This is a genomic window from Clostridioides sp. ES-S-0123-01 (genome assembly GCF_020658415.1).
Lineage (GTDB): Bacteria > Bacillota > Clostridia > Peptostreptococcales > Peptostreptococcaceae > Clostridioides.
Genome location: NZ_JACVWD010000003.1, coordinates 73449 through 95940, shown reverse-complemented (window position 1 = coordinate 95940; position 22492 = coordinate 73449). Strand labels below are relative to the sequence as shown.

Here is a 22492-nt window from a genome sequence, read left to right as displayed (position 1 = left end):
AAACACCTTATAAATTTTAACCAATATAAGATTATTTTTTATTAAAATTTTGCTCATATCCTTTTACATATACTTAAAATAATATAAATAAAATAAAAACTATGCAATATATTTATCAATTCATTGCATAGTTACTTAAATCTACCTAATATTTTAGTATAAAGTTATGTCTATTATATAGTATTGTAATATTTCTTAATTATATCAATTGCAATCTCTTTTACTTTTGGTCCTCCGATTTTTTTATTAGAATCATCTGATTTAATAGCAAAGTAATATGTATCATCTTCATTTTCTACCATCCCAACAAACCATGCATCAACACATTGCTTCTTTTCATCAAATCCTGTTCCAGTTTTACCATATACATTTATTTTCTTATCATTTGTATCTATTTTCATAATCTCCTTCAAGAGATTAATATTCTCTTTTTTAAAACTTGTATCACCCTCAAAAATTTTAGTTAATACTTGTGTTTGCTCTTTGGGAGAGATTTTTAATGAAGATTCTAACCAGAACCCATTTAAATCTTTACTTCCATTTTTTAAATTTCCTTCCCACTCACTAATGTCACAATTCCCATATTTTAGATTATCTAGTGTATTTTGAACAAATTTAGCATCAACTTGATTCATCAGTTTTCTATGATACCAAACACAAGATACTTTAAATGCTTCTTCTAAATTAAGATTTCTATTCCAATCTTCAAGCTCATAAATTGTGCCATTATACCCCATAACTGATTCTTTTGAATTTACTATTCCTTTTTCTAAACCAATTAATGTTGAAATTATTTTAAAAGTAGAACAAGGTGAAGCCCTTGTTTCAATTAACTCTTTATTGTATATATTATATTCTTTATTTTTACTACTATAAAAAACAGCCCCTCCACTAATATCTTTGAAACAATCACTATAATCAACTACATTAACTTTATCTTTTTTCTGTTGTGTACTATCTTTACTATCCAATTCATTTGATTTAAAATTTGTATTGTTACTCTTAATATTTTGTTCTTTACTCTTTTGATTACTTTCCATTGAATGTTTTGCTATAAATGCAATGATTAATAGAATAATTATTAAAATAAAACTTGTCTTTCTTTTCATACCTTACTCCTTCCCTATATATGTATATTTATGATCCTCCTTTAAAATAATAGACATCATCTGTAATATACTCTAAACGTGGAGCTTGAATGTGTTTATTTATAAAATCTAACTCTGGCTTATTTCCTTTTAAATCTTTAAAGAATACAATCCCATCAACAGATTGTAATTCAGCTCCAAAGAAAAAACAAACTGATTTTTTATTACCAACTATCTTAGTTACATCTACATTTCTATTTAACTTATTTATTTTATTTACTACTTCTTCGGAAAAAATATTTTCTAACTCCTTTTTGCCAAGTTTAATATTTAGATTATATTCAGAATTTAACTTTTTTTCATCACATGCTTTTAAGACTGCTTGTGCAACCTCTATATAATCCTTTTTGTAAAGTTGGAATCTAAAACTTTCACTTGGTCTAGGAAGAAATATAGTAGATATACTTATAAAAGTACAAACTATACATCCGATTACTTTTCTTTTATTTAAATCTTTTCTAAGATGTAGCTTAATAATATGTACACAAATCCATATGAAAGCAATCAACATTAATGGTATTGCAAATAATCCTATGAATAGTAAAATCACTCCTCCTCTCAATATAATATTTCCACAAAGAAATAAGAAGTCACTTACAAGAAATAAAGCTACAGGAATAATTATTCCTTTTATATTTTCTTTACCTAATATAATTATGTTGATTAAAGCTATTATAAAAACAGCTATTATAACTATCAGTAACATTGTTCTCTCCTTTCAAGTAGTAAAATTATGTCTGAGTATACACTTAAAACTTACTATTGTAATATTTTAAATATTACAATAGTAAGTTTTAAAAGTCAAGTTATTTAAATCTTTTAAACTAGCTCATTTTTACTAAATTCTAAATAAGTTTTATAATAGGAGTTTTGTTTTTATATGTAGCATACTAATTAATACTGTTTACACTGTAAGTAAATTTAAAAATAATATCTGTAATATAGCAGAATATATCATGAAAATAAATTTTAATCTTATTATAATATAACTACATAATATAATTATGCTACTAAAATATATAAAGAAAGGGCTTAGTATTTATGTCAGATATCATAATAAAGGGACTTACACATAATAATTTAAAAAACATCTCACTTAAACTTCCAAAAAACAAAATCATTGTCTTTTCTGGAGTTTCTGGCTCTGGAAAATCAAGTATTGTATTTGACACAATTGCGGCAGAATCACAAAGACAAATGAATGAAACATATTCAGCATTTATTAGAGGTCGACTTCCAAAATACAAAAAACCTCATGTAGAACTGATTGATAATTTAACTGCTTCTGTAATCGTAGACCAGTCTCCTCTTGGTGGCAATGCACGTTCTACAGTAGGAACTATAAGCGATTTGTATTCTTCACTAAGATTATTATTTTCTAGAATTGGCAAACCATATATAGGAACAACATCATATTTTTCGTTTAATGACCCAAATGGTATGTGTAAAAACTGTTCTGGAATTGGTAGAGTCAAAGCGATTAATATTGAGTCTATTCTAAATCCTGAAAATTCATGGAATTCAGGTTGTGTAAATGACTCTCTATTTAAACCTAATTCATGGTATTGGAAACAGTATACTGAATCTGGACTATTTGATTTAGATAAACCTCTGAAGGATTATTCTATGGAGGAATATAATTTATTGCTATATGGCTCAAAAGATGGAAAAAGCAAACCTGAAAATTCAAAAGTTGAAGGTATTTTTAATAAATACAATCAAACATATCTAAATCGAGATATTAGCAATATGAGCAAACACACCAAAGAAAAGTCAGAAAGACTTATAACTGATGAGGAATGTCCTGAATGTCATGGAAAAAGATTAAATAAAGATGCTCTTAACTGCACTATTTTAGGGTATTCTATAGCAGATATGAGTAATATGGAATTTACTGAACTTTACAATTTACTCTCTCAAATAAATGATGATAGAGTTGAAACTGTTGTAGATACTCTTACTGATGGCTTGAAAAGAATGATTGATATTGGACTTCCTTATTTACATCTAAATAGAGAATCAACTTCTCTATCTGGAGGAGAAGCTCAGAGATTAAAACTTGTACGCTATATGGGAAGTAGCCTCACAGGTCTAACCTATATTTTTGATGAACCCAGCACTGGAATGCACCCAAGAGATGTACATCGTATGAATCAATTATTAAAAAGACTTAGAGACAGAGGAAATACAGTTCTGGTGGTAGAACATGATAAAGATGTCATATCTATAGCAGATGAGATTATAGATATTGGTCCAAATGCTGGTAAACATGGGGGAAATATTATATTTCAAGGTACCTATAATGAATTACTTCTAGCAAATACACTTACTTCAAAAGCTATGAATTTGTCATTATCTCTAAAATCTAATACTCGTAAACCAAAAAACTTTCTTCCCATTAGAGGAGCTTGTTTGTATAATCTAAAAAATGTTGATATAGATATACCGGTTGGAATCATGACAGTTGTTACTGGAGTTGCTGGTTCTGGAAAAAGTACTTTGATTTCTAGTATTTTTGCAAAAAAATATGAAAAAGATGTTATTAAAATTGACCAAAACCCTATCACGACTACAAATCGCTCTATGCCAGCTACATTTCTTGGTTTTTTTGATGAAATAAGAAAACTTTTTGCTAAAGAAAATAATGTTGGTGAAAGTTTATTCAGCTTTAATTCTAAAGGGGCTTGTCCTATTTGTAATGGAAAAGGAGTACTTGTTACAGAACTGGTATTTATGGACCCTGTTATTAATATATGTGAAGCTTGTAGAGGTACTCGATATAATGAAGAAGTCCTGTCAAAATTGTATAAGGGTAAAAATATAGTTGAAGTTCTTTCCATGACAGTAGATGAATCACTTGAATTCTTTACGGAAAAGAAACTTTGTAAAATATTACAAACTATGAAAGATGTTGGATTATCTTATATGACTTTAGGTCAGCCACTTAGTACACTATCTGGCGGAGAATGTCAAAGAATTAAACTAGCAAAAAATCTTAATAAAAGAGGTACTATATATATTCTAGATGAACCAACTACTGGTCTTCATATGTCTGACATTGACAAGCTTATGTTGATTTTTGAAAGAATAGTAGACATAGGTAATACAATTATTATCATTGAACATAATTTAGATGTTTTAAAGCAAGCAGATTGGGTGATAGATATTGGACCTGATGGTGGTAAAAATGGTGGTCAGGTAGTATTTGAAGGTACTCCATCAGAAATGTTAAAAAAAGGTAATACTATAACATCAGACTTTCTTAGAAAATCAATAAAAAAATAAGAACAATGGTGTAAATAAAACTACAGAAAAAATGCTTTTTATTTTAAAAAATATCTATTAAAGTATGGAATAAAAATACACATAATTATATATTTTATTTATGGCTTGTACAGTTCTAATTACCTCAAATAGTACTTCTGATATTTTGTTAATTCTATAGAAGACACTTTAATCTATAGAATTAACAAAATGATTAACAAAATCTCAGTATTTCCCCTATCAGAAATCAACAAGGGAAAAATCGTTTTATCCAGTGCTGGCGTAGTTTAAAGTGCCTCCTCCTTGATATAGTAGCGGATACATTGCTTTAATTAGTGCTAAGCTTCATGTTCCGACTTACTTTACCACACAATCATTTGTCTTCACGTCGTTTTCGGTTCCTATTCCCACTTCGTTCTACCTGATACCAGCCGCAGTTTTATTAACAGCTATGTTGCCTGCGATTGACTGGACCACATCCACAATATTAAAATGACACATTCGTCATTTTAACATTGACATGACATAGAAAAGAGAGTATAGTATATCATATAATAATGACGATAAAGTCATTTTAAGGGAGGTTTATGTAATGCCAAAAGTAAATGAACAGTATTTGGAGGAAAAACGGGATCAGATACTGGATGCTGCATTTGATGTTTGCATGTCCAAGCCAGTATATACAGTTAAAATGAAAGATATTATTGAGAAAACAGGCTTTAGTCACGGGCTTGTATATCGTTATTTTACTAATTTGGAGGATATCCTATTTGCCCTCATTAACAGAGACACATCAATTATTGACGTGTCTGCTAAAGTTGATGAAATACTGCACTCAGGACATTCTCCAGAAGATGTTGTAAAGCAGCTGTTTTCGCTATATTTTGATGCGATTATGATTGGCATCACTGGGTACGGTAAGATTTTAAATGAAATGCTTTCTACGCTTGCCAGCGACCAGCAATATTATCAGAGGTTTCGGGCAAATGTGAAGGTTGCATCCCATAGCGATTATTTACAAACGCAAGCATATCAATATATTGAAGAGCAAATACAAAAAGGCTATTTCTCTCCTAAACAGACGTTAGATGAAATATATTCTTTTATTACAGTATGTCTCAGCGGAATCGAAAGGGACTTGATTCTAACAAGGTGCTACCCTGCTATGCAATATATTCAGTTGAATACGGATGGATTACTGTTCAGCCTGTGTACATCTGTCCTTTTCATGTTGGGAAGCAGTAACCAGCCTGTCTGAAAATAAGGACAACAAGAATGAGTCCATAGTTTATTTACAATGAGGAGGTTATGCTGATGTGGAATTATTATGAGAAAAAACCCATACTACAATACTTATTGCTTGTATTTTTAATTGCATGGAGTGCTACAACAATCGTCATAATAGGCGAACGGCTTGAATGGTTTGCAGGACCGATTGGAACTGTCGTATACTACTTACTAGTTGGTTTCTCAATTGGATTTGCTCCAGCTTATGCTGTTACGATTCTTCTTAAAAAAAGTGAACAGATTCATGGGATTAAAGAACTTTGTGGCCGTATCGTCAGAACCAATCATCTATCCGGCTCTCGCGCCCTGATTGTTGCTATTTTCTTTGCCAGCCAGATTGTGATCAATATCCTTTGCAATCGATATCTAGGAAAGCCTTGGTATACGATACTCCTTATGTTTCCATTCATGATTATAGGAGGCGGATTGGAAGAGCTTGGCTGGCGCGGTTTTTTGCAGCCAGCATTAGAGCAAAAACTCCCTTTTTTTGCTGCATGTCTTCTCACAGGCGTGATATGGGCCATTTGGCATCTTCCGCTCTGGTTGCTACAGAACGCAAACCAATCCTCCATGAACTTCATCTCGTTTTTGTGTTGGTGTATCGCGATGTCTTTTATGTTGGCAGTCTTATACAGGCTGGCTGGAAGTGTCCTAATCTGTGTGTGTTTTCATGCGTGGTGCAATGCGATTGGTGGTCTATTCACAATGGACCTTCTTATCCAGCCAATACAAGCAAAGTCAATTGTGCTTCTAGGTCTCCAAGTTATTTTAGCTATGATTGCTTACATACAGATGAATTTGTCTTGGAAGTAACTCAGAAGATACAATGCCTCATATCGAAACGCAAGTTTGCTGAACTGTAAGGAGTTCATATGGCTAAAGAAAATGCAAATATACCTGACAAAACCGTTTATTTGCTTTCTATGACAGATTATATTGAGTTGAAAGGTACACTTGTATCATTTATTCAAAATTTTAATTATAACCTTGTTCCTTTTATGATTACTATTTTTTTTATTAAATTCTTAGATAGAAAAGAATCAGTTGATATTCTTACAAAACGATTAGAATATCTTGAAAAAAGCAATATAGGTACTTCAAAGCAAATAGAAATTTTGAAATCCCAAGACTTACCTACATATATTATTTGCAACGTCAAGCACAGTGCACAAATTATTCAAACAGATATAATATCAACGAAAAAACTTATTAACACGATAAAATAAATTGATGAAACTGGAGAAGCGTAAATGCTACCCCAGTTTCTTTCAAATAATGGCGACACGGGTTCCTGCCTTGATAAACTTCTGGTAAGGGCATATACGCCCTTAGCCAGCCATATCCTCGGATTGGAGGACTACCTTCTTGGCTACCCTTGCGGTAACGCTCATGCACAACAAGGATTTTTTCAACAAACTCATTAAGCATAGTTGTTGTCATGGTTTCAAAGTTTTTGTATTTGTCAATGAGGTCAATAAGCTCCCCATTAAGAGCACAAGCGGAAAAGCACATAAAATCAGATTTTCAAGTAATTGAGTGGCAAGGTGTTATACCTCATAATAAGTTAGAAAAATCAATCTTTACAATGTAAATTATATATCTCAATTAAGTTCTATCAACTGTGTTAAATTTCCAGTGTATGTAAGCTTAAGTTTATGCATAGCCCGTGTACAAGCAATATATAATAAACTACGATCGTAATCATTGTAATATGTTTTATTATTTACTGAAGGAATAACAACTTCATCAAACTCTAGCCCCTTTGACATTTTAATAGAAGTAATTGATACACCTTTTATAAAACTAGAACTTTCAGGAGATATTAAATTAACATCATATTCTTGCTTAATAACATCATATATTGCTTTAGCCTCGCTGTTGGTTTTTAGTATAATACCAAGGGTAGCATTGTTGCTTTCCTCAAACTGCTCAATCTCCATTTTTATCTTCTCTATCTCATCTGGTTCGTTACTGCATTTAATCACAACAGGCTCCTCACCATGTCTTTCAATAGCCTCCAGCGAAGTTATATTTTGAATTTTCTTGGCAAAATTAATAATCTCAAAAGTAGAACGATAACTCTTGTTTAACATTACTAACTCTCCACCATCATAAATCTGTACCATGTCATCTAATGTATGTAAATGATTAGGGTTGATTAGTTGTCCAAAATCTCCAAGAATAGTTTTTTTACATTTGAAAAGTAAGTTTATTACAGCATATTGAATAGGAGTGTAATCCTGCATCTCATCAATAACAATGTGTCTTATCACTTTGTCTTCTTGTAATCCCTCATATGCAGCATGAAGATATATAAATGGATACACATCTGCCCACTCAAGAGTATTCTTTGATGGCATTACAAACATATCTTGAATATTCATCTGTTTGAAGAAGTCCTTATACAGTACTAGAGTATTTTTTATTGTTAGCATTCTATTTAAACTTTTCAGTATATTTTTTACTTTTGGTAAGTCATCTTCCATAATATTATCTGATTCAAATCTATAATGAATATCTTCTGCTACCATCTCCAGTCTTCGCTTAACTGGATATTTATTGTATGCATCAAATCTTTTTCGTATCCAGTCACTTTTAGCTATAAAACCTCCAAAAGTGTAATCTTTAGGAATAAAGACCATATTTGGCATTTGCTTTATATATTTATCCATAAGCTTTAAAAAATCAAGTGTAGACTTGAAACGCACTCTTTTTTCCCATTGTACATCATTTACTTCCAGAGAATCTTTTTCTCCCTCAAAATCAATAATCCTCTCTAATTGAACTTCTGCTATATCTTCAAAACTTAATTCACATAGAGGCTCTTCTCCTAGTTCAGGAAGTACATTAGAAATATAGTCACCAAAGACTTTATTAGGTGATAGAATAATTACATTATTTGCTGATATCTTATCTTTAAATCGATAAAGAAGAAAAGCAATTCGATGTAAGGCTATAGATGTTTTTCCAGAACCAGCTACTCCTTGAATAATGAGGGTGTCAGCCTTGTCATTTCTAATAATTTGATTCTGCTCTTTTTGTATTGTTGAAATAATGGATTTCATCTTTTCATCTGAAGTATTACTAAGTTCCTGTTGAAGAATATCATCTTGTATATTCATAGAACTTTCAAGTACATACTCCAGTATTCCATTTTTAATTTTAAACTGTCGTTTACGTGTTATTTCTCCATCTATCCATCCAAGTGGTGCATTATACCCTGCTGGTCCTATCTCACAGTCATAAAACATACTGGCCATTGGAGAACGCCAATCTAGTATTAGAAGTTCATTTTCATAATCAAATGCAAATCGACCAATATAATACTTTGAATCATAACCTTCATCTTTTAGTTGAAAATCTATCCTAGCAAAATATGGCGAATCTTTCATTTTAGCAATCTTGTCTCGAACTTTTACCATAAAAGCCCCATAACTATCTATTTGCTTTAGTGCCAGTTCATTTTGGAACATTTCATGTGGGTCTATCTCTCCACGATTTTTTACCATATATAATTTAGCATCCATGTAATCTTTATCTAGTTTATCAACTGAATTTTCTGCATTCTCCAAAGCATTATCCAGCTTATTATTTATATCTATAAGATATGCAATCTCATCTGGAAAAGATGTTGCTAACTCCATCTCTTGCCCAGATATATTATGTTTAGGATTGGATGTAATAGAATTACAACTTTCTAATTGCTGATTTTTAGACATTTGAATCCTCCTTGCCAATTAAGTATTATCTTAAATCATTATACTGAATTGAATTTTATATTTTTTAATCATTCTTGCTCTTTGATTCAAATTTAGTTTTTGTTTTAAATTTCAGCCTCAAAATTTATATTTCTTTTTAAATAAAAAATACATTTTCTTATATTTATAATCAAAGTTATGAGAAACATGGACAGCAAAATAAATACACCTAAAAATGTAAAATTATTTTTTAATACAATAGATTATTAGTACTATTCAGTGTCTTTTTCATTTTCAGAAGACAGAATAAATTTTTGAGTAGGATACCCAAATTCAGTCAATAATTCAGCTTCTGCAAAACCTAACTTCTTTATCATATTCCGATGTCCTGTATCAGCTTTATCTCCTTCTCTAAAAGTTGTGATTGAGATAGATTTATCTATCAAAAAATTCTCAATAACCTTTTTTAGAAACACCTGTGCAATATCTGAATTACGATATTGAGGGTGTATTCCAAAAAAGTCAATGCTCCCAGTTTCTTTATTAAATACCATATTTGCAATAGCAATGTTATTAAATTTTAATATCAAGGCTCTTTCTTCCAAAATATATTGTTTTAATTGAGAGATATATTCTTCCTCCTGTAAATTTGGGAATCCATCTATGACTAATCTCACTAAACTCATCCATGATGGTATATCAGATATTTTAGCAAGTGTAATATCTTTTTCTAATTCCGATATATCTTTTGAAAATAGATTTTCTTTTTTCAAAACAAATCTTAGCTGCAAAGGATAAAATTCTTGTTCTTTTCGATATTTATTTGGAGATTTTTTATACATATCTTTAAATACAGAAGTAAATGCTTGTTGACTTTCATAGCCAGCTATCAATGCAATTTCAATAATTGTTTTTTTAGAAAATACTAATAGTTTTGCTGCCTCTGTGAGTTTTCTTCGTTTTATATAATCATGCATTGTCAACCCAACAGAAGTTGTAAAAGTTCTATGTAGATGATATTTTGAATAATGAACAGCATTAGCAACTATATCTAAATCCAGCTTTTCTGATAAATGCTCCTCTATATAATCAATAGCAGTTATAACATTATTTACTTTATAAAACATTGCAGCTCTCCTCCTTTTATCCATGAGACATTATATCAATTACTTCTTAGTCATATTTAATAAATCTTGCTATTTTTTATAATGTGAAAATTATTTTTTATATGTTTATCTCATCTTGTAACCTATTTTTCAATTTTCTTACATATTTCTAACTTAATAATATACATTTTTTCATATAATATAATCATTAAAAAAGAAAAATAGAGTATTTCATTTGAGATTCTTAATATTCTCTTGAAATACTCTTCTTTATATAAATATTTCTTTATTTTTAAATATACACTTAATTTATTTAACTCTAAATAAACTTTTAACTTTAAGATTTACCATCTTCTCTTCTATTATTTAATTAAAGACTCCAACCCTTTAATTTTCAATAGTTTTTCGTTTAATAAATCTAAAAATTTATCTATTATTTCCTGTTTATTAGATTCTTTAACTAAATAATAAATAAACCTATCTGGTGGAGCATCTTTTATGTAATGTATCTCGATATTAGATATTTCTTTAAGGTGATATGCTACTGATACTGGCACAATGGCCCATACATTTTCTTGTCTCATAAAATACTCTAAAAGAGACATTTGGTCTAAAAATACTTTAGGTTGAAGAGTTGAACGAAACCAAAAATTATGCCACAAATCATATTCAGGATTCCATGGAAGTCTTATTTCATCGGCAACATCTAAAACAGATGGATGCAATTCTCCATTGTATTTTGAGCCATAACTTGTTACCAGTAACATGGCTTCTTTAAATATTGGTATTGTTTCTATGTCATTAAAAAACATATCATCTGAAATAAGAGCTATATCAACTTCCCCCTTGGAAACATAATCATATGCTTCATAAGAATGATAGTTATAAAAATTTACATTATACTCTGGATATGTATTCATAAAACAGGAAAATACATCTGGAAGTATGTATGAGCTAATACTTCCTATAGAGGATATATTTATAATTTTACTTCTATCAATCTTAGTTATATACTTAGCTTCTTGTAAGAGAGTTTTATATTTTTCTGCAATTGGAACAAATGCCTTCCCTTCTTCTGTCAACTCTGATATTCGTACTCCCTTTTTTCGATTAATTAATTTGTATCCCAATTCAGCTTCTAATGCATGTATGCGTCTACTTAAAGCTGGCTGAGTAACATATAAACTTTCAGCAGCAGCAGAAATGCTTCCCAGCTTTATAATAGTCAAAAAAGCTTGTATCTCAAGTTCTGTCATAATCTTACCCCAATTCATAATATAAATATTTATTTATATTATATGGATAAAAACAGCATTTTACAATTATTTAATCTGACTGTAAACTAATTGTATCTTAAAATTTAACGAGGTGCCATTATGAAATATACAACTAACTTAACAGAAGGTTACATAAAGAAAGAGTTGGTCATACTCATGTTCCCATTACTTTTAGGAAATATACTCCAACAACTTTACAATACTATTGATGCTATTATAGTTGGTAGGTTTGTAAGTCAAACTGCTTTTGCTGCTGTAGGTGTAGCTGGAACTATTATGAACCTTTTTATATTTGTACTAAGTGGAAGTTGTACAGGTATATCAATTATATTTGCACATTTTTATGGAGCTAGTGATTTATCTTCATTTAGAAAAGAATCTTTTCTAGCAACTATCTTTGGCATTACATTAACTTTAGGATTAAGTATATGTTCAATATTTATACTTTCTCCATTACTAAATCTAATTCATACACCACAAGAAGTTTCAAATATCGCGATACCATACCTAAATATTATTTTTTGTGGACTTATCGCAACATATTTTTATAATTTATTATCAGCAGCCTTGAGAGCTGTTGGGAATACTAAAGCTACCCTAATTATCTTAATGCTTTCAATGATAATAAATACTGTTTTGGATATAGTTTTTGTTGCAGTATGTGATTTTGGAATCCAAGGAGCAGCTTCTGCAACTGTACTTTCACAGACTCTTGCATCAATTCTTTGTTTTATTTATATAAGAAAAAACATTCCATTTCTTTTGTTTAGAAAGGAAGATATGAAGTTTGAATGGAAATTATTAAGATTAACTCTATCCTATAGTCTAATTTCAGCTCTTCATCAATCCAGTTTATATATTGGAAAATTACTAGTACAGGGAGCTGTAAATCTAATGGGAGCAGACATGATTACAGCATACACTGCTACAACAAAAATTGAAGGCTTTGCTAATTCTTTTGGTGATAGTGGTGCTGAGGCTATCTCTATATTTGTCGCACAAAATCTTGGAAATGAAAATAGAAAAAGAGCAAAGCAAGGATTTTATACAGGATTGATTATCCTATTGTGTCTAGGAATTGGGCTATCTTTGATAATGTATTTTTCTGCTAAGGCTGGTATTAAATTTATGATGAATAATGCCAATGATAGAATTATGGTAAATGGCATAGAGTACATGAAAACTATCGCTATTTTCTATGTTTTATGTTTTATAGGAAGTGCATTTGTTGGATGGTATAGAGGAAGTGGAAAAGTAAATATTCCTGTAATTGGAACCGTCTTACATATATCAATTCGTGTTATTATTTCTTATTTGTTTATTCAACAATTTGGTTTAAAGACAATTGCATTTGCTACTGGCATAGGATGGGTTTCTGTTGTGACATTTCAGTATATTATTTTTTGTAGGTCAAAAAAATAGAAAGGTGAACTCTATCCAAAGTTCACCTTTTATGTAAATAACTTTTTTTATTTTGATACATATTAATCTAATTTATAATATATCAGAGTTAAGATTAACAAATTAAACTTTTGAGTATATAATATATTACCCTAAGCTATTTATTAATAACTCTATTTTAAAGTTAATCCTGTGTTTGAGTTAATCCCATATTTTGAGCTAATTTTATTTTGTATGCTGAACATACTCTATAATTGTACCATCTGGATGTTTTACTGTCATATTATATCCTGTAGGAACTTTTTTCTTATCTCTTATTACTACTGCTCCACTTTGTAGCAGATGACTTCTCCATTCATCCACAGAATCAACCATAAAAGTAGCTTTCGTTTCTATAAATGGCTTAAGAGCAGTATCAGAACCAGATAACAGCAAAACATTTCCTACTTGAGCCAACTCTAACCCCACTTCTTTATAAGAAAAACGTAAAGAACATTTATCTTTTAAAAGATTTTCATAAAAAGGAATTGCATTTTCTATATCCTTAATATAAAAACGTGTTAATACATCATATATCTTCATATTATTTACTCCTTTATTTATCTGTCTTGTTTCTTCTCGATTATATCATTTTGCAAATATTATGATAATATCTCAATCATTAAACCACAACTATAATAATTACCCTAACAAGTCCTTATTATCACATAACAGGTAGTAACTTTCAATAAAAACGTCTATTAGTCACTCATTAAGTAACAATTCAATCTGTCATATCATAAACAATCCATATAAAAAACAAGTTAACTACCATTCATAGTAAAATGGTAGTTAACTTGTTTTTTATTACAGCTAAACCTATGTATCCACAGAATTTCTATTCTGTTTTGTTATTTATAGAATAGGTAACATCATTTTAGTGAGATACTCACTTTCAGGACGATTTAAATCATTCAAGTACTGATAATAGATATCTCCATAAAGTTCATATCCACTATCCTTCGCCCACAAAAATAATTCTTCAAGTGTAGGGTCTTGCAGTTCATATGGTCCTAAATCAATTGCAGTTATTATTTTCTGTGTTGGAACAATCTTTTGCAAAATTTCATTTTCTGTATCCATATTATTAAATACAGAATGATTAGCTACAGGAAAACCTACTTCAACATCTAATTTTTCTAAGTCCATGTTATGAAAGCATACAATTGGTGCTCCTGCAGACAATATTCCCTTTTCTTCCAAATAGTTGGAAATTTTTCGAAAACTTTGCTGTGAAAACTCTGAAAATTCTACCATAAAGTCAATAGTTTTTCGTATTGCTAAAATGCAATACGAAGGCTGTTCAGCCATCGTTATATTAGATATTCTAGCCATTTCATATCCTCCATTACTTTATTTTTATTTCTTAGCCTCTGTTTCGTAGTTTTTATTCTTAGTTGCATCTTTATATTAACAGTATAACAAAACCAATATTATGATGCTTGTCACACAGTGCTCTTATTTTGAGTAAATACAAATGGATTGAAAATAATGAATAACTCAAATAAGAAATAGTACTGCTTATTATAAATCACTAGTATTCATCCTTGAAATGCATAAAGAAAATCAATATTAATCTTGTAGTTCTTCTAATATATAAATAACATTAGAATTAAACATATTTTCTAGGTTACTACTTTTAGAGTCATTTTTTACATAAAATTAAGAGATAGTTTAATAGCTATCTCTTAAAATAATTCTACTATTTAAATTTAACTAAATCTTATTTTTATTATCAAGTTACTAATATACTAAAACATTTTAACAGTTTTCATCTAGCTCCCCTAGAATCTTATGAATATGAATCATTAAATATAATTCCTCCTGACGAGGCAATTTTCTAGAGTATTCCTTGTGTATATAGGCTCCTATTTTCTTTACACATTCATATTCTTCCTTACAATTTTTACGCACTTGATTATATATAAAATCTATCTTTTCTTTTGATGGTTCATTAGCCAGAAATCTTTGAGAAAAAGCCTTTAGATGCATTACAAATCTCATATAATAAAATGATTCTTTATTATATACAATAGAAAAGTGATAATGAACTATTTGTAAAATGGCATTCACAATTTTAGCACTTCTCTTATTTCTATCACTATAAGGATTGTCTTGTTGTGCATTTATAAAATGGCCTGCTATATTACCAATTTCCTCTTCTGGTAGGTCTAGACCAAGAACCTCCTTAAAAACAGTAATCGCATATTTTCCTATATCATATTCTTTTGGATTAAATTCTTTAATTTCAAACAAATAGTAATTCTCAATCATTATACCTTCTTTAAAGCGTCTCACTGCAAAGGCGATGTGGTCAGTTAAAACCAAGTATATATGGTTCATAAGTTTTAAATTATACTTTTCTATTCCATATGAGATTATCATTTGAGCTATACCAAAGTATTCTGCATCTATTTCTGATGCAAGTTGTACAATACTCTTTTTTATATTTTCATCATGAAGAACGAAAGTTTTTTCTATATCTTCTTTATTTAACTCAGACCCAATCTTATAATTATGACCAATTCCTTTTCCCATTAATATTATCTCTTCGTCATTATCATCCTTTGCAAGTAGCAACGAATTATTTAATACCTTTGTAATGTACATACTAAAAACCTCAATATATTATATTTATTTTGTTATTCCATTACTATTTATGACTTCTTTATACCAATAAAAACTATCTTTCTTTATTCTTTTTAAATCTAAGGTTTCATGGTCTGTTCTGTTTATGTAAACAAGCCCATAACGTTTGTTGAAACCTTGTGAAGAACTTAAAAGGTCTGTAAATGACCATAGACAATATCCCATCATTTCTACACCATCTTCAATAGCTAATTTACATGCATTTATATGAGTATTTAAATAATCTATACGATAGTCATCATGAATTTTACCATCTTCAAGGACATCTTTAGCTCCAAGACCATTCTCCGTTATTATAACAGGTAAGTGATACCTTTGCCAATATTCATTCAATGCAACTCTAAGTCCTGATGAATCTATTGATGCTCCATACTCTGAAGCCTTTAGATTAGGATTCATTGACATCTTAAATAATCCATACATACTAAAGTCAACGGTTCCTTCTCTTAGTCCAAATTGATGTTGTGAATCCTCAGGTAAGGCCTCTGCACAGTTTGTTCTATAATAATTTACAGCTATGAAATCCATTTTAGCTTTTTTAAGTACTTCTTTATCTTCATTTTCCATATGAGGGACTATATTTCTTTTCTCAAGATAATTCATATAATACCCTGGATACTCTCCATAATAATGCATATCAAGCATGTAGTACACTTTAAAGTTGTCATTCATTCTTGCTGCATATACATCTTCTGGTTTAGATGTAAGAGGATATGTTACAGATGATGATACTGCTGCTCCAATCTTGCTTCCTTCTATCATTTCATGGCATGCATTAACTGCCAATGCATGGGCTAAACAAAGATTATAATCCATTTGAGCACGCATTTTATCTATCTTCCATGGGTCTGTTTCATTATATATATTAATTCTCTCTTCTACTCTAACTATTAAATTCTGTTCATTATGAGGTTGCCAATATTTCACTCTATCTCCAAAATGCTCAAAGCATACTTTGGCAAATCTTTCAAAGGCATAAACAGTCTCTCTACCTTCCCAACCATTATACTTCTCCACTAGTGCAAAAGGTAGGTCAAAGTGATATAAAGTTACAAATGGCTCAATGTCACACTCTATTAATTTATCTATTACTTTATTATAAAAATCTATTCCCTTTTGGTTTATTTCTCCTTCCCCATCTGGAATTAGCCTTGCCCATGAAATTGAGAAACGATAAGTTTTCATTCCTAATTCTTTCATCAGTTCAATATCTTCTTCATAATTATGATAAAAATCTGATGCTACTTTAGTGTCTGCTTGCAAGTGAGACTTTTTAAAAGAATTGTAATCAGCCACTGTTTTTCCTTTATTATCTTTATCCCAAGCTCCTTCCACTTGAAATGCTGAAGATGATGCTCCCCATAAAAAATCTTTTGGAAATCCTGTATTCATAAGTGTCACTCCTTTTATATTAATGTTTTAATCGTTTTATTTGTTGCTTTATTGCACTAAGCTAATTTTTATAGTTCTAATCAATTTAATTATTAACTAATGAAATTATTTTATCATTTGTAGATACATGACTGGATTTACAAGAAATCACCTGTGCAAAATCAAATGTATTATTTACTATAACTGGTGTAGTTACATCATATCCAGCTTTTTTTATTTCATCTATATCGAAGGTTATCAGTTTAGAACCTTTTTTCACTAAATCTCCTTGATTAACATGTTTTACAAAGTGTTTTCCATTTAACTCTACTGTATTAATTCCAACATGTATCAACATTTCTGCTCCATTATCTAGCTTTAATCCTATTGCATGTAGTGTTGGAAATAAAGAAGCTACTTCACAATCAGTAGGAGCTACTATTACTCCTTTTGTAGGTAATACAGCTATACCTTCTCCCATAGCTTTTGATGCAAATACATCATCTTTTACTTCTGATAATTCTATACAATCTCCTTCCACAGGTGAAGTTATATCAACAATGCCCTCTTTTGTTTCTACTTTTATAGTAGAGCTATTTCCTTTAGAAGATTCTTCTAAATCTTCAAACCCAACCAGATAAGTTAAAATAGCTGAACCAAAAAATGCTATAGCACAACCTCCTAGATAACTTAAAAAACCTAACGTTCCTGCTTCAGCATATACAGGTATAGTTAAAACACCTTGGTTTGCGAATGCGTTACCATAAGAGCCACCCATTCCCATTATGCCACCTCCAATTGCACCACATATTACAGCACATACCATTGGTTTTTTTAACCTAAGATTAGCTCCATATATTGCAGGCTCAGTTATACCAAATAGTGCCGTTATAGTTGCAGACATAGAGATTGTCTTTAATCCTTGATTTTTAGTTTTAAAGAATACCCCTAGAGCAGCTCCTGCTTGCGAGAAGTTTGCGGCTCCTGCAAAAGCCAATAAATTCTGTCTTCCAGTTTGAGCAACATCACTTATACCTATTGGTAGTAGTGCTCTATGTGCACCAAATATAACTAATACGCACCATAATCCACCTATGAATGCTCCACACAATGCAGGGCTTAGTTCATAAATATACTTGTAAACAAAGTTTATAACATTTCCTATATATATCCCAATTGGTCCAAATAAAAACAATGTTGCAGGTAAGATTATAACTAATGATAAAGTTGGAACCATTATTATTTTAATTACTTCAGGTATATACTTTTCCAGTATTTTTTCAACATATGAAAGAGCCCATATAGCAATAATTATTGGAATAACAGATGATGTATATGTGGCCTTTGTTACTGCTAATCCTAAAAATCTAACTGTTTCTTCCCCTGCCATCAAAGCTGTAAAGGCTGGATAACAAAGTGTTGCCCCTAATACCATAGATATTATTTTATTTGCATTAAACACTTTAGCCGCAGTATATCCTAGTATGATAGGCATAAAATAGAATATAGAATCAGCCATAGCATTTAGAATAATATAACTTTGAGTCTCTTTTATATCTACACCATTTTTATTCATATAGTACATAGCAAGAACTGATAAAATACCTTTAATCATACCAACCCCTGCTATAGCAGGTATTGTAGGTGTAAATATTCCAGCTACAGCAGATAATATAGAGTTCATGATACCTTGTTTTTCTTCATTTCCATTTTTATTATCTATTTCACTTGATTGAGGTACCATTTTTACAATCTCATCATACACTTTTTTTACTTTATTACCAATTACAACTTGTATCTGACCCATACTCTCTACAACAGTTATTACTCCTTCAGTTCTGGCTAACTTATCCTTATTAACCTTAGAGGTAATTTTAACTTTGAATCTAAGTCTCGTCATACAGTGAGTAACTTCATTTATATTCTCTTTTCCACCTACATTTTGTAGAATTTCTTGAGCTACTTTTTTATAATCCATATATAAATCCTCCATCTTTAATTATAGGCTTTTTGTTTTTATGGCCAATTAAACAAAAAAATCGAACCAAATAAATAGATTATACCCATAGTACTATATAGGTAACCTATAAAAATTGATTCGATCTTGCCTGCATCACCAGTAACACGTCTACTGTAATATTCAAATTTGTTAACTTTATAGTAACATAAGCGTTTTCTTAATTCAACTATAAAATATAATTTTTCAACAAATAATTCTTATTGTTATATCGAAATTTATTTTTAAAATTTTAAAATACTTGATTTACTAAACAAAATGGTATATTATTTCCATTATAAACATACCATTCGGAGGATAATATGAAAAAAATATTTAATCAAAAATTACTTTTACTCTCTATTGTTGTATTTTTCTGGTTTTCACAATACGTATACATACCTTTTCAAAATCCATATTTAAGTATATGTCACGTATCTACAAACATGATTGGTATAATAATAGGCTCATATGGAATCTCACAATGCTTACTAAGACTTCCTATTGGGGTTTTTGCAGATTCTATAAACAAACATAAAATATTTATACTATGTGGAATTTTATTTGCTGGTTTGGCATCTCTTATAAGAGTTATTTCTCCTGGAGGAGAAGGATTTCTTATAGCTAATATCTTATCTGGAATAGCATCATCAACTTGGATTTCTTACATGGTTCACTACACTGATTTTTTTTCCATAGAACATCAACAAAAAGCTACAAGTACAATAATTTTGGTAAACAACCTAGGAATGTTAATTGGATTTGTCATGAGTACCTTATTTTATGAAAAATTAGGAATGGTAAATTTGTGTATTATGAGTGTAATATCTTCAATCATTGGTACACTTCTAGCCTTAAATGTAAAAAATCATCACTCAGGAAAAATAACCGAAAAAATCCCATTTAAAAATTATTTATCTATATGCAAAGACAAAAGACTTGTATTTTTTTCTTTTATGGCATTGATTCAACAAGGAATCCAAATGTCTACAACAATGTCATTTACTACTCAAATTCTTAAAGAACTAGGCTCTAGCTCTACCATTATAGGCTTATCTTCTATATTTTACATGGTATGTGCTGTTGTATCTTCTGGATTTGCTTCTACTAAATTTTGTACAAAGCATGGACCAAAATTTTGGATTCCCTCAGTGTTTTTTTTGATTTCAGTTTATTGCTTTCTAGTTCCAACAGTAAAAAGTATTAATATAATATTTATGCTACAATCGTTACCAGGAATATCTACAGGTATACTTCTTTCTTACCTTACTAGTGAGTCTATGAAAAATATACCAAAATATCAAAAATCTACTGCAATGGGATTTTTTCAAGCAGTTTATGCTATAGGAATGTCTATATTTCCAATGCTAGTGGGTAAAATATCAGATTATATTTCAATACAATATGGTTATTTTACTTTAGCTTTTATTGCTATAATTGCTTCCATATTATCTTATACATACTATAAAAAATTAAATTTACCTCTTAATTGTGATATAATACACTCATAAAAAATTATATGTTTAGGAGTTTTTATGACAAATTTAAGTGCCACTGAACAAATTATTGATTATATTAAAGTAAATATTCTAAATGGAAATTTTAAAATTAATAGTAAATTGCCAAGTGAAAGAAAGATTGCTGAACTATTTAATATAAGTAGAATTCCTGTAAGGAATGCTATAGACAAACTTTGTAAAGAAGGAATACTTAGGTCTATTCCCTATTCAAGCCCCATAGTTGAAGGATTTAAAAAAGTTGACCTTTTTTCTGATAATGAAGTTTATAAAAATCATAATATACAAGAATTTTACGTTGAATCTTTAAGAGCAAGACAACTTATAGAAAGTGAAGCTACTAAGTTAGCCATTTTAAATGCTACTTCTGAAGAACTTCAGAGAATAAGATATGCTTACTTGAAATCTGTAGAAGAACTAGACAAAGTTTCACAAGGCTTAATAGAAGAATGTTATGACGCTGACCTGCAATTTCACAAAGAAATAATTTTAGCTTCTCATAATCCAATTTTTATAAAGTATTATGAATTAATACCTAAAACTGTGTCTTCTAATCAACACTTTGGCTTTAAATATAGAAATTCACTACAAGATATGATTAGTCATCACAATGAGATAATGATGGCTTTTGATAGTAAAGATGCTAATTTGGGTTATACATCAATGTATAACCATTTAGAGGGAGTTATTCAGTTATTTCAGCGTGATTAAACTTCTATTTGTAGGTCTTATAGTTAAACTCGTGAGAATTATAGGTCTAATAGTTCAGACTTATGAGAACTAAATATTTATAATATGTACTATAAAGAGCTTATTTTAATATACTACTAAATATAGTGTCCAAATAAGCTCTGTTTTACTATTCATAGATTATTTTATTAAGTATTATAATTAATATTAGATTGTATATAATCGTTACTTAAAAATAAAATTGACTGTAATATAAACAATTATAAAGCATTATTTGGTAGCCTTCTTTTTTCCTAGTTTAGGTATTTTTAATGATTATCATATCATTTTTTTAATTATGCATATAAAAAACAGTAAATCATGAGAATTTACTGTTTTATATTTTGATATTTAGAATTACTTAGTTTGATATTCAAACGTACTTAATTTGATATTGAGATTTACTTAATCAGCCATAATTTAGCCTTGTAAAATTTGATTAACATCATCAATAGTTATATCCATTCTCGTCGCCACTTCTGTAAGATTCATACCTTGTTCTTGGAATCTATTAACTACTGATTTCATAGACTCACCTATTTCAATTAAATGATTATCCAAGTCATAAATTCGAACTACCTTTTGCCCCCATGGTGCTTCTTCTACATCACGAAGTAAAGTAACATCATTTCTTACATTTAGTTTTGATAGAAACTCTTCAAAAGACTCTGCTTCAAAGAATATTTCACAATTATTCTCTTTGTCTTTCATATCTTCTTTCGAGATTCCTGTCAACCAATCAAAATCTTGTTGCAATGACAATCCACCCTCAAATACAATGTTTTTTCCATAGTCAACAATAACTTTTAAATCAAATAATTCTTCATAGAATTTACGAGCAATTTGAATATCTTTTACTGCAAATAAACAACCTGCATATTTCATAAGTTACCTCCATCAACATTAGTAAATAGATTATAACATTAGTACTAGAAAAAAATATTGTAAAAAACGGACATGTTTTCGTCATTTTTAAGTCAATAAATATAAGTGTTCTCAGTAAATGTAAG

General features: G+C 29.7%; 19 protein-coding genes. 7 read left to right on the top strand and 12 right to left on the bottom strand.

The window, feature by feature from the left end; translation table 11 throughout:
* Window positions 1-173: 173 nt before the first annotated feature.
* Entirely contained in the window at window positions 174-1109 is a 936-nt protein-coding gene (locus IC175_RS07430; protein WP_227851376.1) for a penicillin-binding transpeptidase domain-containing protein, read from the bottom strand.
* A 28-nt stretch (window positions 1110-1137) separates the two neighbouring features.
* Entirely contained in the window at window positions 1138-1854 is a 717-nt protein-coding gene (locus tag IC175_RS07425; RefSeq protein WP_227851375.1) for a hypothetical protein, read from the bottom strand.
* A gap of 335 nt (window positions 1855-2189) precedes the next feature.
* Here IC175_RS07425 and IC175_RS07420 point away from each other — a divergent pair, with 335 nt between their 5' ends.
* The 4 genes from IC175_RS07420 to IC175_RS07405 all read left to right on the top strand — a co-directional run bounded on the left by IC175_RS07420 (window position 2190) and on the right by IC175_RS07405 (window position 6925).
* Window positions 2190-4433, top strand: coding sequence for an excinuclease ABC subunit UvrA (locus tag IC175_RS07420; RefSeq protein WP_227851374.1), 2244 nt, complete (start codon window positions 2190-2192; stop codon window positions 4431-4433).
* Window positions 4434-5004: 571 nt separating this feature from the next.
* Window positions 5005-5670 (top strand): TetR/AcrR family transcriptional regulator, encoded by a 666-nt coding sequence (locus IC175_RS07415; RefSeq protein ID WP_227831723.1) that lies wholly within the window; start codon window positions 5005-5007, stop codon window positions 5668-5670.
* Window positions 5671-5726: 56 nt separating this feature from the next.
* The gene (locus IC175_RS07410) at window positions 5727-6512 is read left to right on the top strand and encodes a type II CAAX endopeptidase family protein (protein WP_227851373.1); all 786 of its coding nucleotides are present in this window, start codon (window positions 5727-5729) and stop codon (window positions 6510-6512) included.
* A 59-nt stretch (window positions 6513-6571) separates the two neighbouring features.
* Window positions 6572-6925 carry a hypothetical protein gene (locus tag IC175_RS07405; protein WP_227851372.1) on the top strand — a complete coding sequence of 118 codons (354 nt, stop codon included), beginning with the start codon at window positions 6572-6574 and terminating at the stop codon, window positions 6923-6925.
* Here IC175_RS07405 and IC175_RS19620 read toward each other — a convergent pair.
* The 4 genes from IC175_RS19620 to IC175_RS07385 form a co-directional block, all read right to left on the bottom strand.
* Window positions 6909-7211 carry a DUF4368 domain-containing protein gene (locus IC175_RS19620; RefSeq protein WP_413926643.1) on the bottom strand — a complete coding sequence of 101 codons (303 nt, stop codon included), beginning with the start codon at window positions 7209-7211 and terminating at the stop codon, window positions 6909-6911. The genes IC175_RS07405 and IC175_RS19620 overlap by 17 nt on opposite strands.
* Window positions 7212-7300: 89 nt before the next feature.
* Window positions 7301-9418, bottom strand: a complete 2118-nt coding sequence (locus IC175_RS07395) for a UvrD-helicase domain-containing protein (protein WP_227851371.1) — start codon at window positions 9416-9418, stop codon at window positions 7301-7303.
* 251 nt (window positions 9419-9669) lie between these two features.
* Window positions 9670-10524, bottom strand: a complete 855-nt coding sequence (locus IC175_RS07390) for a helix-turn-helix transcriptional regulator (protein WP_227435346.1) — start codon at window positions 10522-10524, stop codon at window positions 9670-9672.
* Between the two features lie 341 nt (window positions 10525-10865).
* Window positions 10866-11759, bottom strand: a complete 894-nt coding sequence (locus tag IC175_RS07385; protein WP_227851370.1) for a LysR family transcriptional regulator — start codon at window positions 11757-11759, stop codon at window positions 10866-10868.
* A gap of 120 nt (window positions 11760-11879) precedes the next feature.
* Between IC175_RS07385 and IC175_RS07380 the strand changes: the two genes are divergently transcribed.
* Complete coding sequence (locus IC175_RS07380) at window positions 11880-13202, top strand: MATE family efflux transporter (protein WP_227851369.1); 1323 nt, start codon at window positions 11880-11882, stop codon at window positions 13200-13202.
* Window positions 13203-13406: 204 nt separating this feature from the next.
* On the opposite strand, the gene IC175_RS07375 is transcribed toward IC175_RS07380, so the two are convergent.
* The 5 genes from IC175_RS07375 to IC175_RS07355 form a co-directional block, all read right to left on the bottom strand.
* Entirely contained in the window at window positions 13407-13763 is a 357-nt protein-coding gene (locus tag IC175_RS07375; protein ID WP_227435351.1) for a VOC family protein, read from the bottom strand.
* Between the two features lie 312 nt (window positions 13764-14075).
* Complete coding sequence (locus IC175_RS07370) at window positions 14076-14555, bottom strand: GyrI-like domain-containing protein (RefSeq protein ID WP_227851368.1); 480 nt, start codon at window positions 14553-14555, stop codon at window positions 14076-14078.
* 426 nt (window positions 14556-14981) lie between these two features.
* On the bottom strand, window positions 14982-15830 hold the full coding sequence (locus IC175_RS07365; RefSeq protein WP_227483371.1) for a PRD domain-containing protein: 849 nt from the start codon (window positions 15828-15830) through the stop codon (window positions 14982-14984).
* A 24-nt stretch (window positions 15831-15854) separates the two neighbouring features.
* A complete protein-coding gene (locus IC175_RS07360) occupies window positions 15855-17261 on the bottom strand; it encodes a glycoside hydrolase family 1 protein (protein ID WP_227836360.1) in 1407 nt (468 codons plus the stop codon).
* Window positions 17262-17346: 85 nt separating this feature from the next.
* Window positions 17347-19218 (bottom strand): beta-glucoside-specific PTS transporter subunit IIABC, encoded by a 1872-nt coding sequence (locus IC175_RS07355; protein WP_227836359.1) that lies wholly within the window; start codon window positions 19216-19218, stop codon window positions 17347-17349.
* Between the two features lie 341 nt (window positions 19219-19559).
* Here IC175_RS07355 and IC175_RS07350 point away from each other — a divergent pair, with 341 nt between their 5' ends.
* A complete protein-coding gene (locus tag IC175_RS07350; RefSeq protein WP_227435376.1) occupies window positions 19560-20747 on the top strand; it encodes an MFS transporter in 1188 nt (395 codons plus the stop codon).
* Between the two features lie 24 nt (window positions 20748-20771).
* The gene (locus tag IC175_RS07345) at window positions 20772-21464 is read left to right on the top strand and encodes a FadR/GntR family transcriptional regulator (protein WP_227435378.1); all 693 of its coding nucleotides are present in this window, start codon (window positions 20772-20774) and stop codon (window positions 21462-21464) included.
* A 438-nt stretch (window positions 21465-21902) separates the two neighbouring features.
* On the opposite strand, the gene IC175_RS07340 is transcribed toward IC175_RS07345, so the two are convergent.
* Window positions 21903-22367 carry a VOC family protein gene (locus tag IC175_RS07340; protein ID WP_227483374.1) on the bottom strand — a complete coding sequence of 155 codons (465 nt, stop codon included), beginning with the start codon at window positions 22365-22367 and terminating at the stop codon, window positions 21903-21905.
* Between the last annotated feature and the right edge of the window lie 125 nt (window positions 22368-22492).

What these genes read in the sequence shown, in the direction of transcription:
- IC175_RS07430 (WP_227851376.1), bottom strand. Translation starts at nt 1,109, where the DNA reads ATGAAAAGAAAGACAAGTTTTATTTTAATAATTATTCTATTAATCATT.
- IC175_RS07425 (WP_227851375.1), bottom strand. Translation starts at nt 1,854, where the DNA reads ATGTTACTGATAGTTATAATAGCTGTTTTTATAATAGCTTTAATCAAC.
- IC175_RS07420 (WP_227851374.1), top strand. Translation starts at nt 2,190, where the DNA reads ATGTCAGATATCATAATAAAGGGACTTACACATAATAATTTAAAAAAC.
- IC175_RS07415 (WP_227831723.1), top strand. Translation starts at nt 5,005, where the DNA reads ATGCCAAAAGTAAATGAACAGTATTTGGAGGAAAAACGGGATCAGATA.
- IC175_RS07410 (WP_227851373.1), top strand. Translation starts at nt 5,727, where the DNA reads ATGTGGAATTATTATGAGAAAAAACCCATACTACAATACTTATTGCTT.
- IC175_RS07405 (WP_227851372.1), top strand. Translation starts at nt 6,572, where the DNA reads ATGGCTAAAGAAAATGCAAATATACCTGACAAAACCGTTTATTTGCTT.
- IC175_RS19620 (WP_413926643.1), bottom strand. Translation starts at nt 7,211, where the DNA reads ATGTGCTTTTCCGCTTGTGCTCTTAATGGGGAGCTTATTGACCTCATT.
- IC175_RS07395 (WP_227851371.1), bottom strand. Translation starts at nt 9,418, where the DNA reads ATGTCTAAAAATCAGCAATTAGAAAGTTGTAATTCTATTACATCCAAT.
- IC175_RS07390 (WP_227435346.1), bottom strand. Translation starts at nt 10,524, where the DNA reads ATGTTTTATAAAGTAAATAATGTTATAACTGCTATTGATTATATAGAG.
- IC175_RS07385 (WP_227851370.1), bottom strand. Translation starts at nt 11,759, where the DNA reads ATGACAGAACTTGAGATACAAGCTTTTTTGACTATTATAAAGCTGGGA.
- IC175_RS07380 (WP_227851369.1), top strand. Translation starts at nt 11,880, where the DNA reads ATGAAATATACAACTAACTTAACAGAAGGTTACATAAAGAAAGAGTTG.
- IC175_RS07375 (WP_227435351.1), bottom strand. Translation starts at nt 13,763, where the DNA reads ATGAAGATATATGATGTATTAACACGTTTTTATATTAAGGATATAGAA.
- IC175_RS07370 (WP_227851368.1), bottom strand. Translation starts at nt 14,555, where the DNA reads ATGGCTAGAATATCTAATATAACGATGGCTGAACAGCCTTCGTATTGC.
- IC175_RS07365 (WP_227483371.1), bottom strand. Translation starts at nt 15,830, where the DNA reads ATGTACATTACAAAGGTATTAAATAATTCGTTGCTACTTGCAAAGGAT.
- IC175_RS07360 (WP_227836360.1), bottom strand. Translation starts at nt 17,261, where the DNA reads ATGAATACAGGATTTCCAAAAGATTTTTTATGGGGAGCATCATCTTCA.
- IC175_RS07355 (WP_227836359.1), bottom strand. Translation starts at nt 19,218, where the DNA reads ATGGATTATAAAAAAGTAGCTCAAGAAATTCTACAAAATGTAGGTGGA.
- IC175_RS07350 (WP_227435376.1), top strand. Translation starts at nt 19,560, where the DNA reads ATGAAAAAAATATTTAATCAAAAATTACTTTTACTCTCTATTGTTGTA.
- IC175_RS07345 (WP_227435378.1), top strand. Translation starts at nt 20,772, where the DNA reads ATGACAAATTTAAGTGCCACTGAACAAATTATTGATTATATTAAAGTA.
- IC175_RS07340 (WP_227483374.1), bottom strand. Translation starts at nt 22,367, where the DNA reads ATGAAATATGCAGGTTGTTTATTTGCAGTAAAAGATATTCAAATTGCT.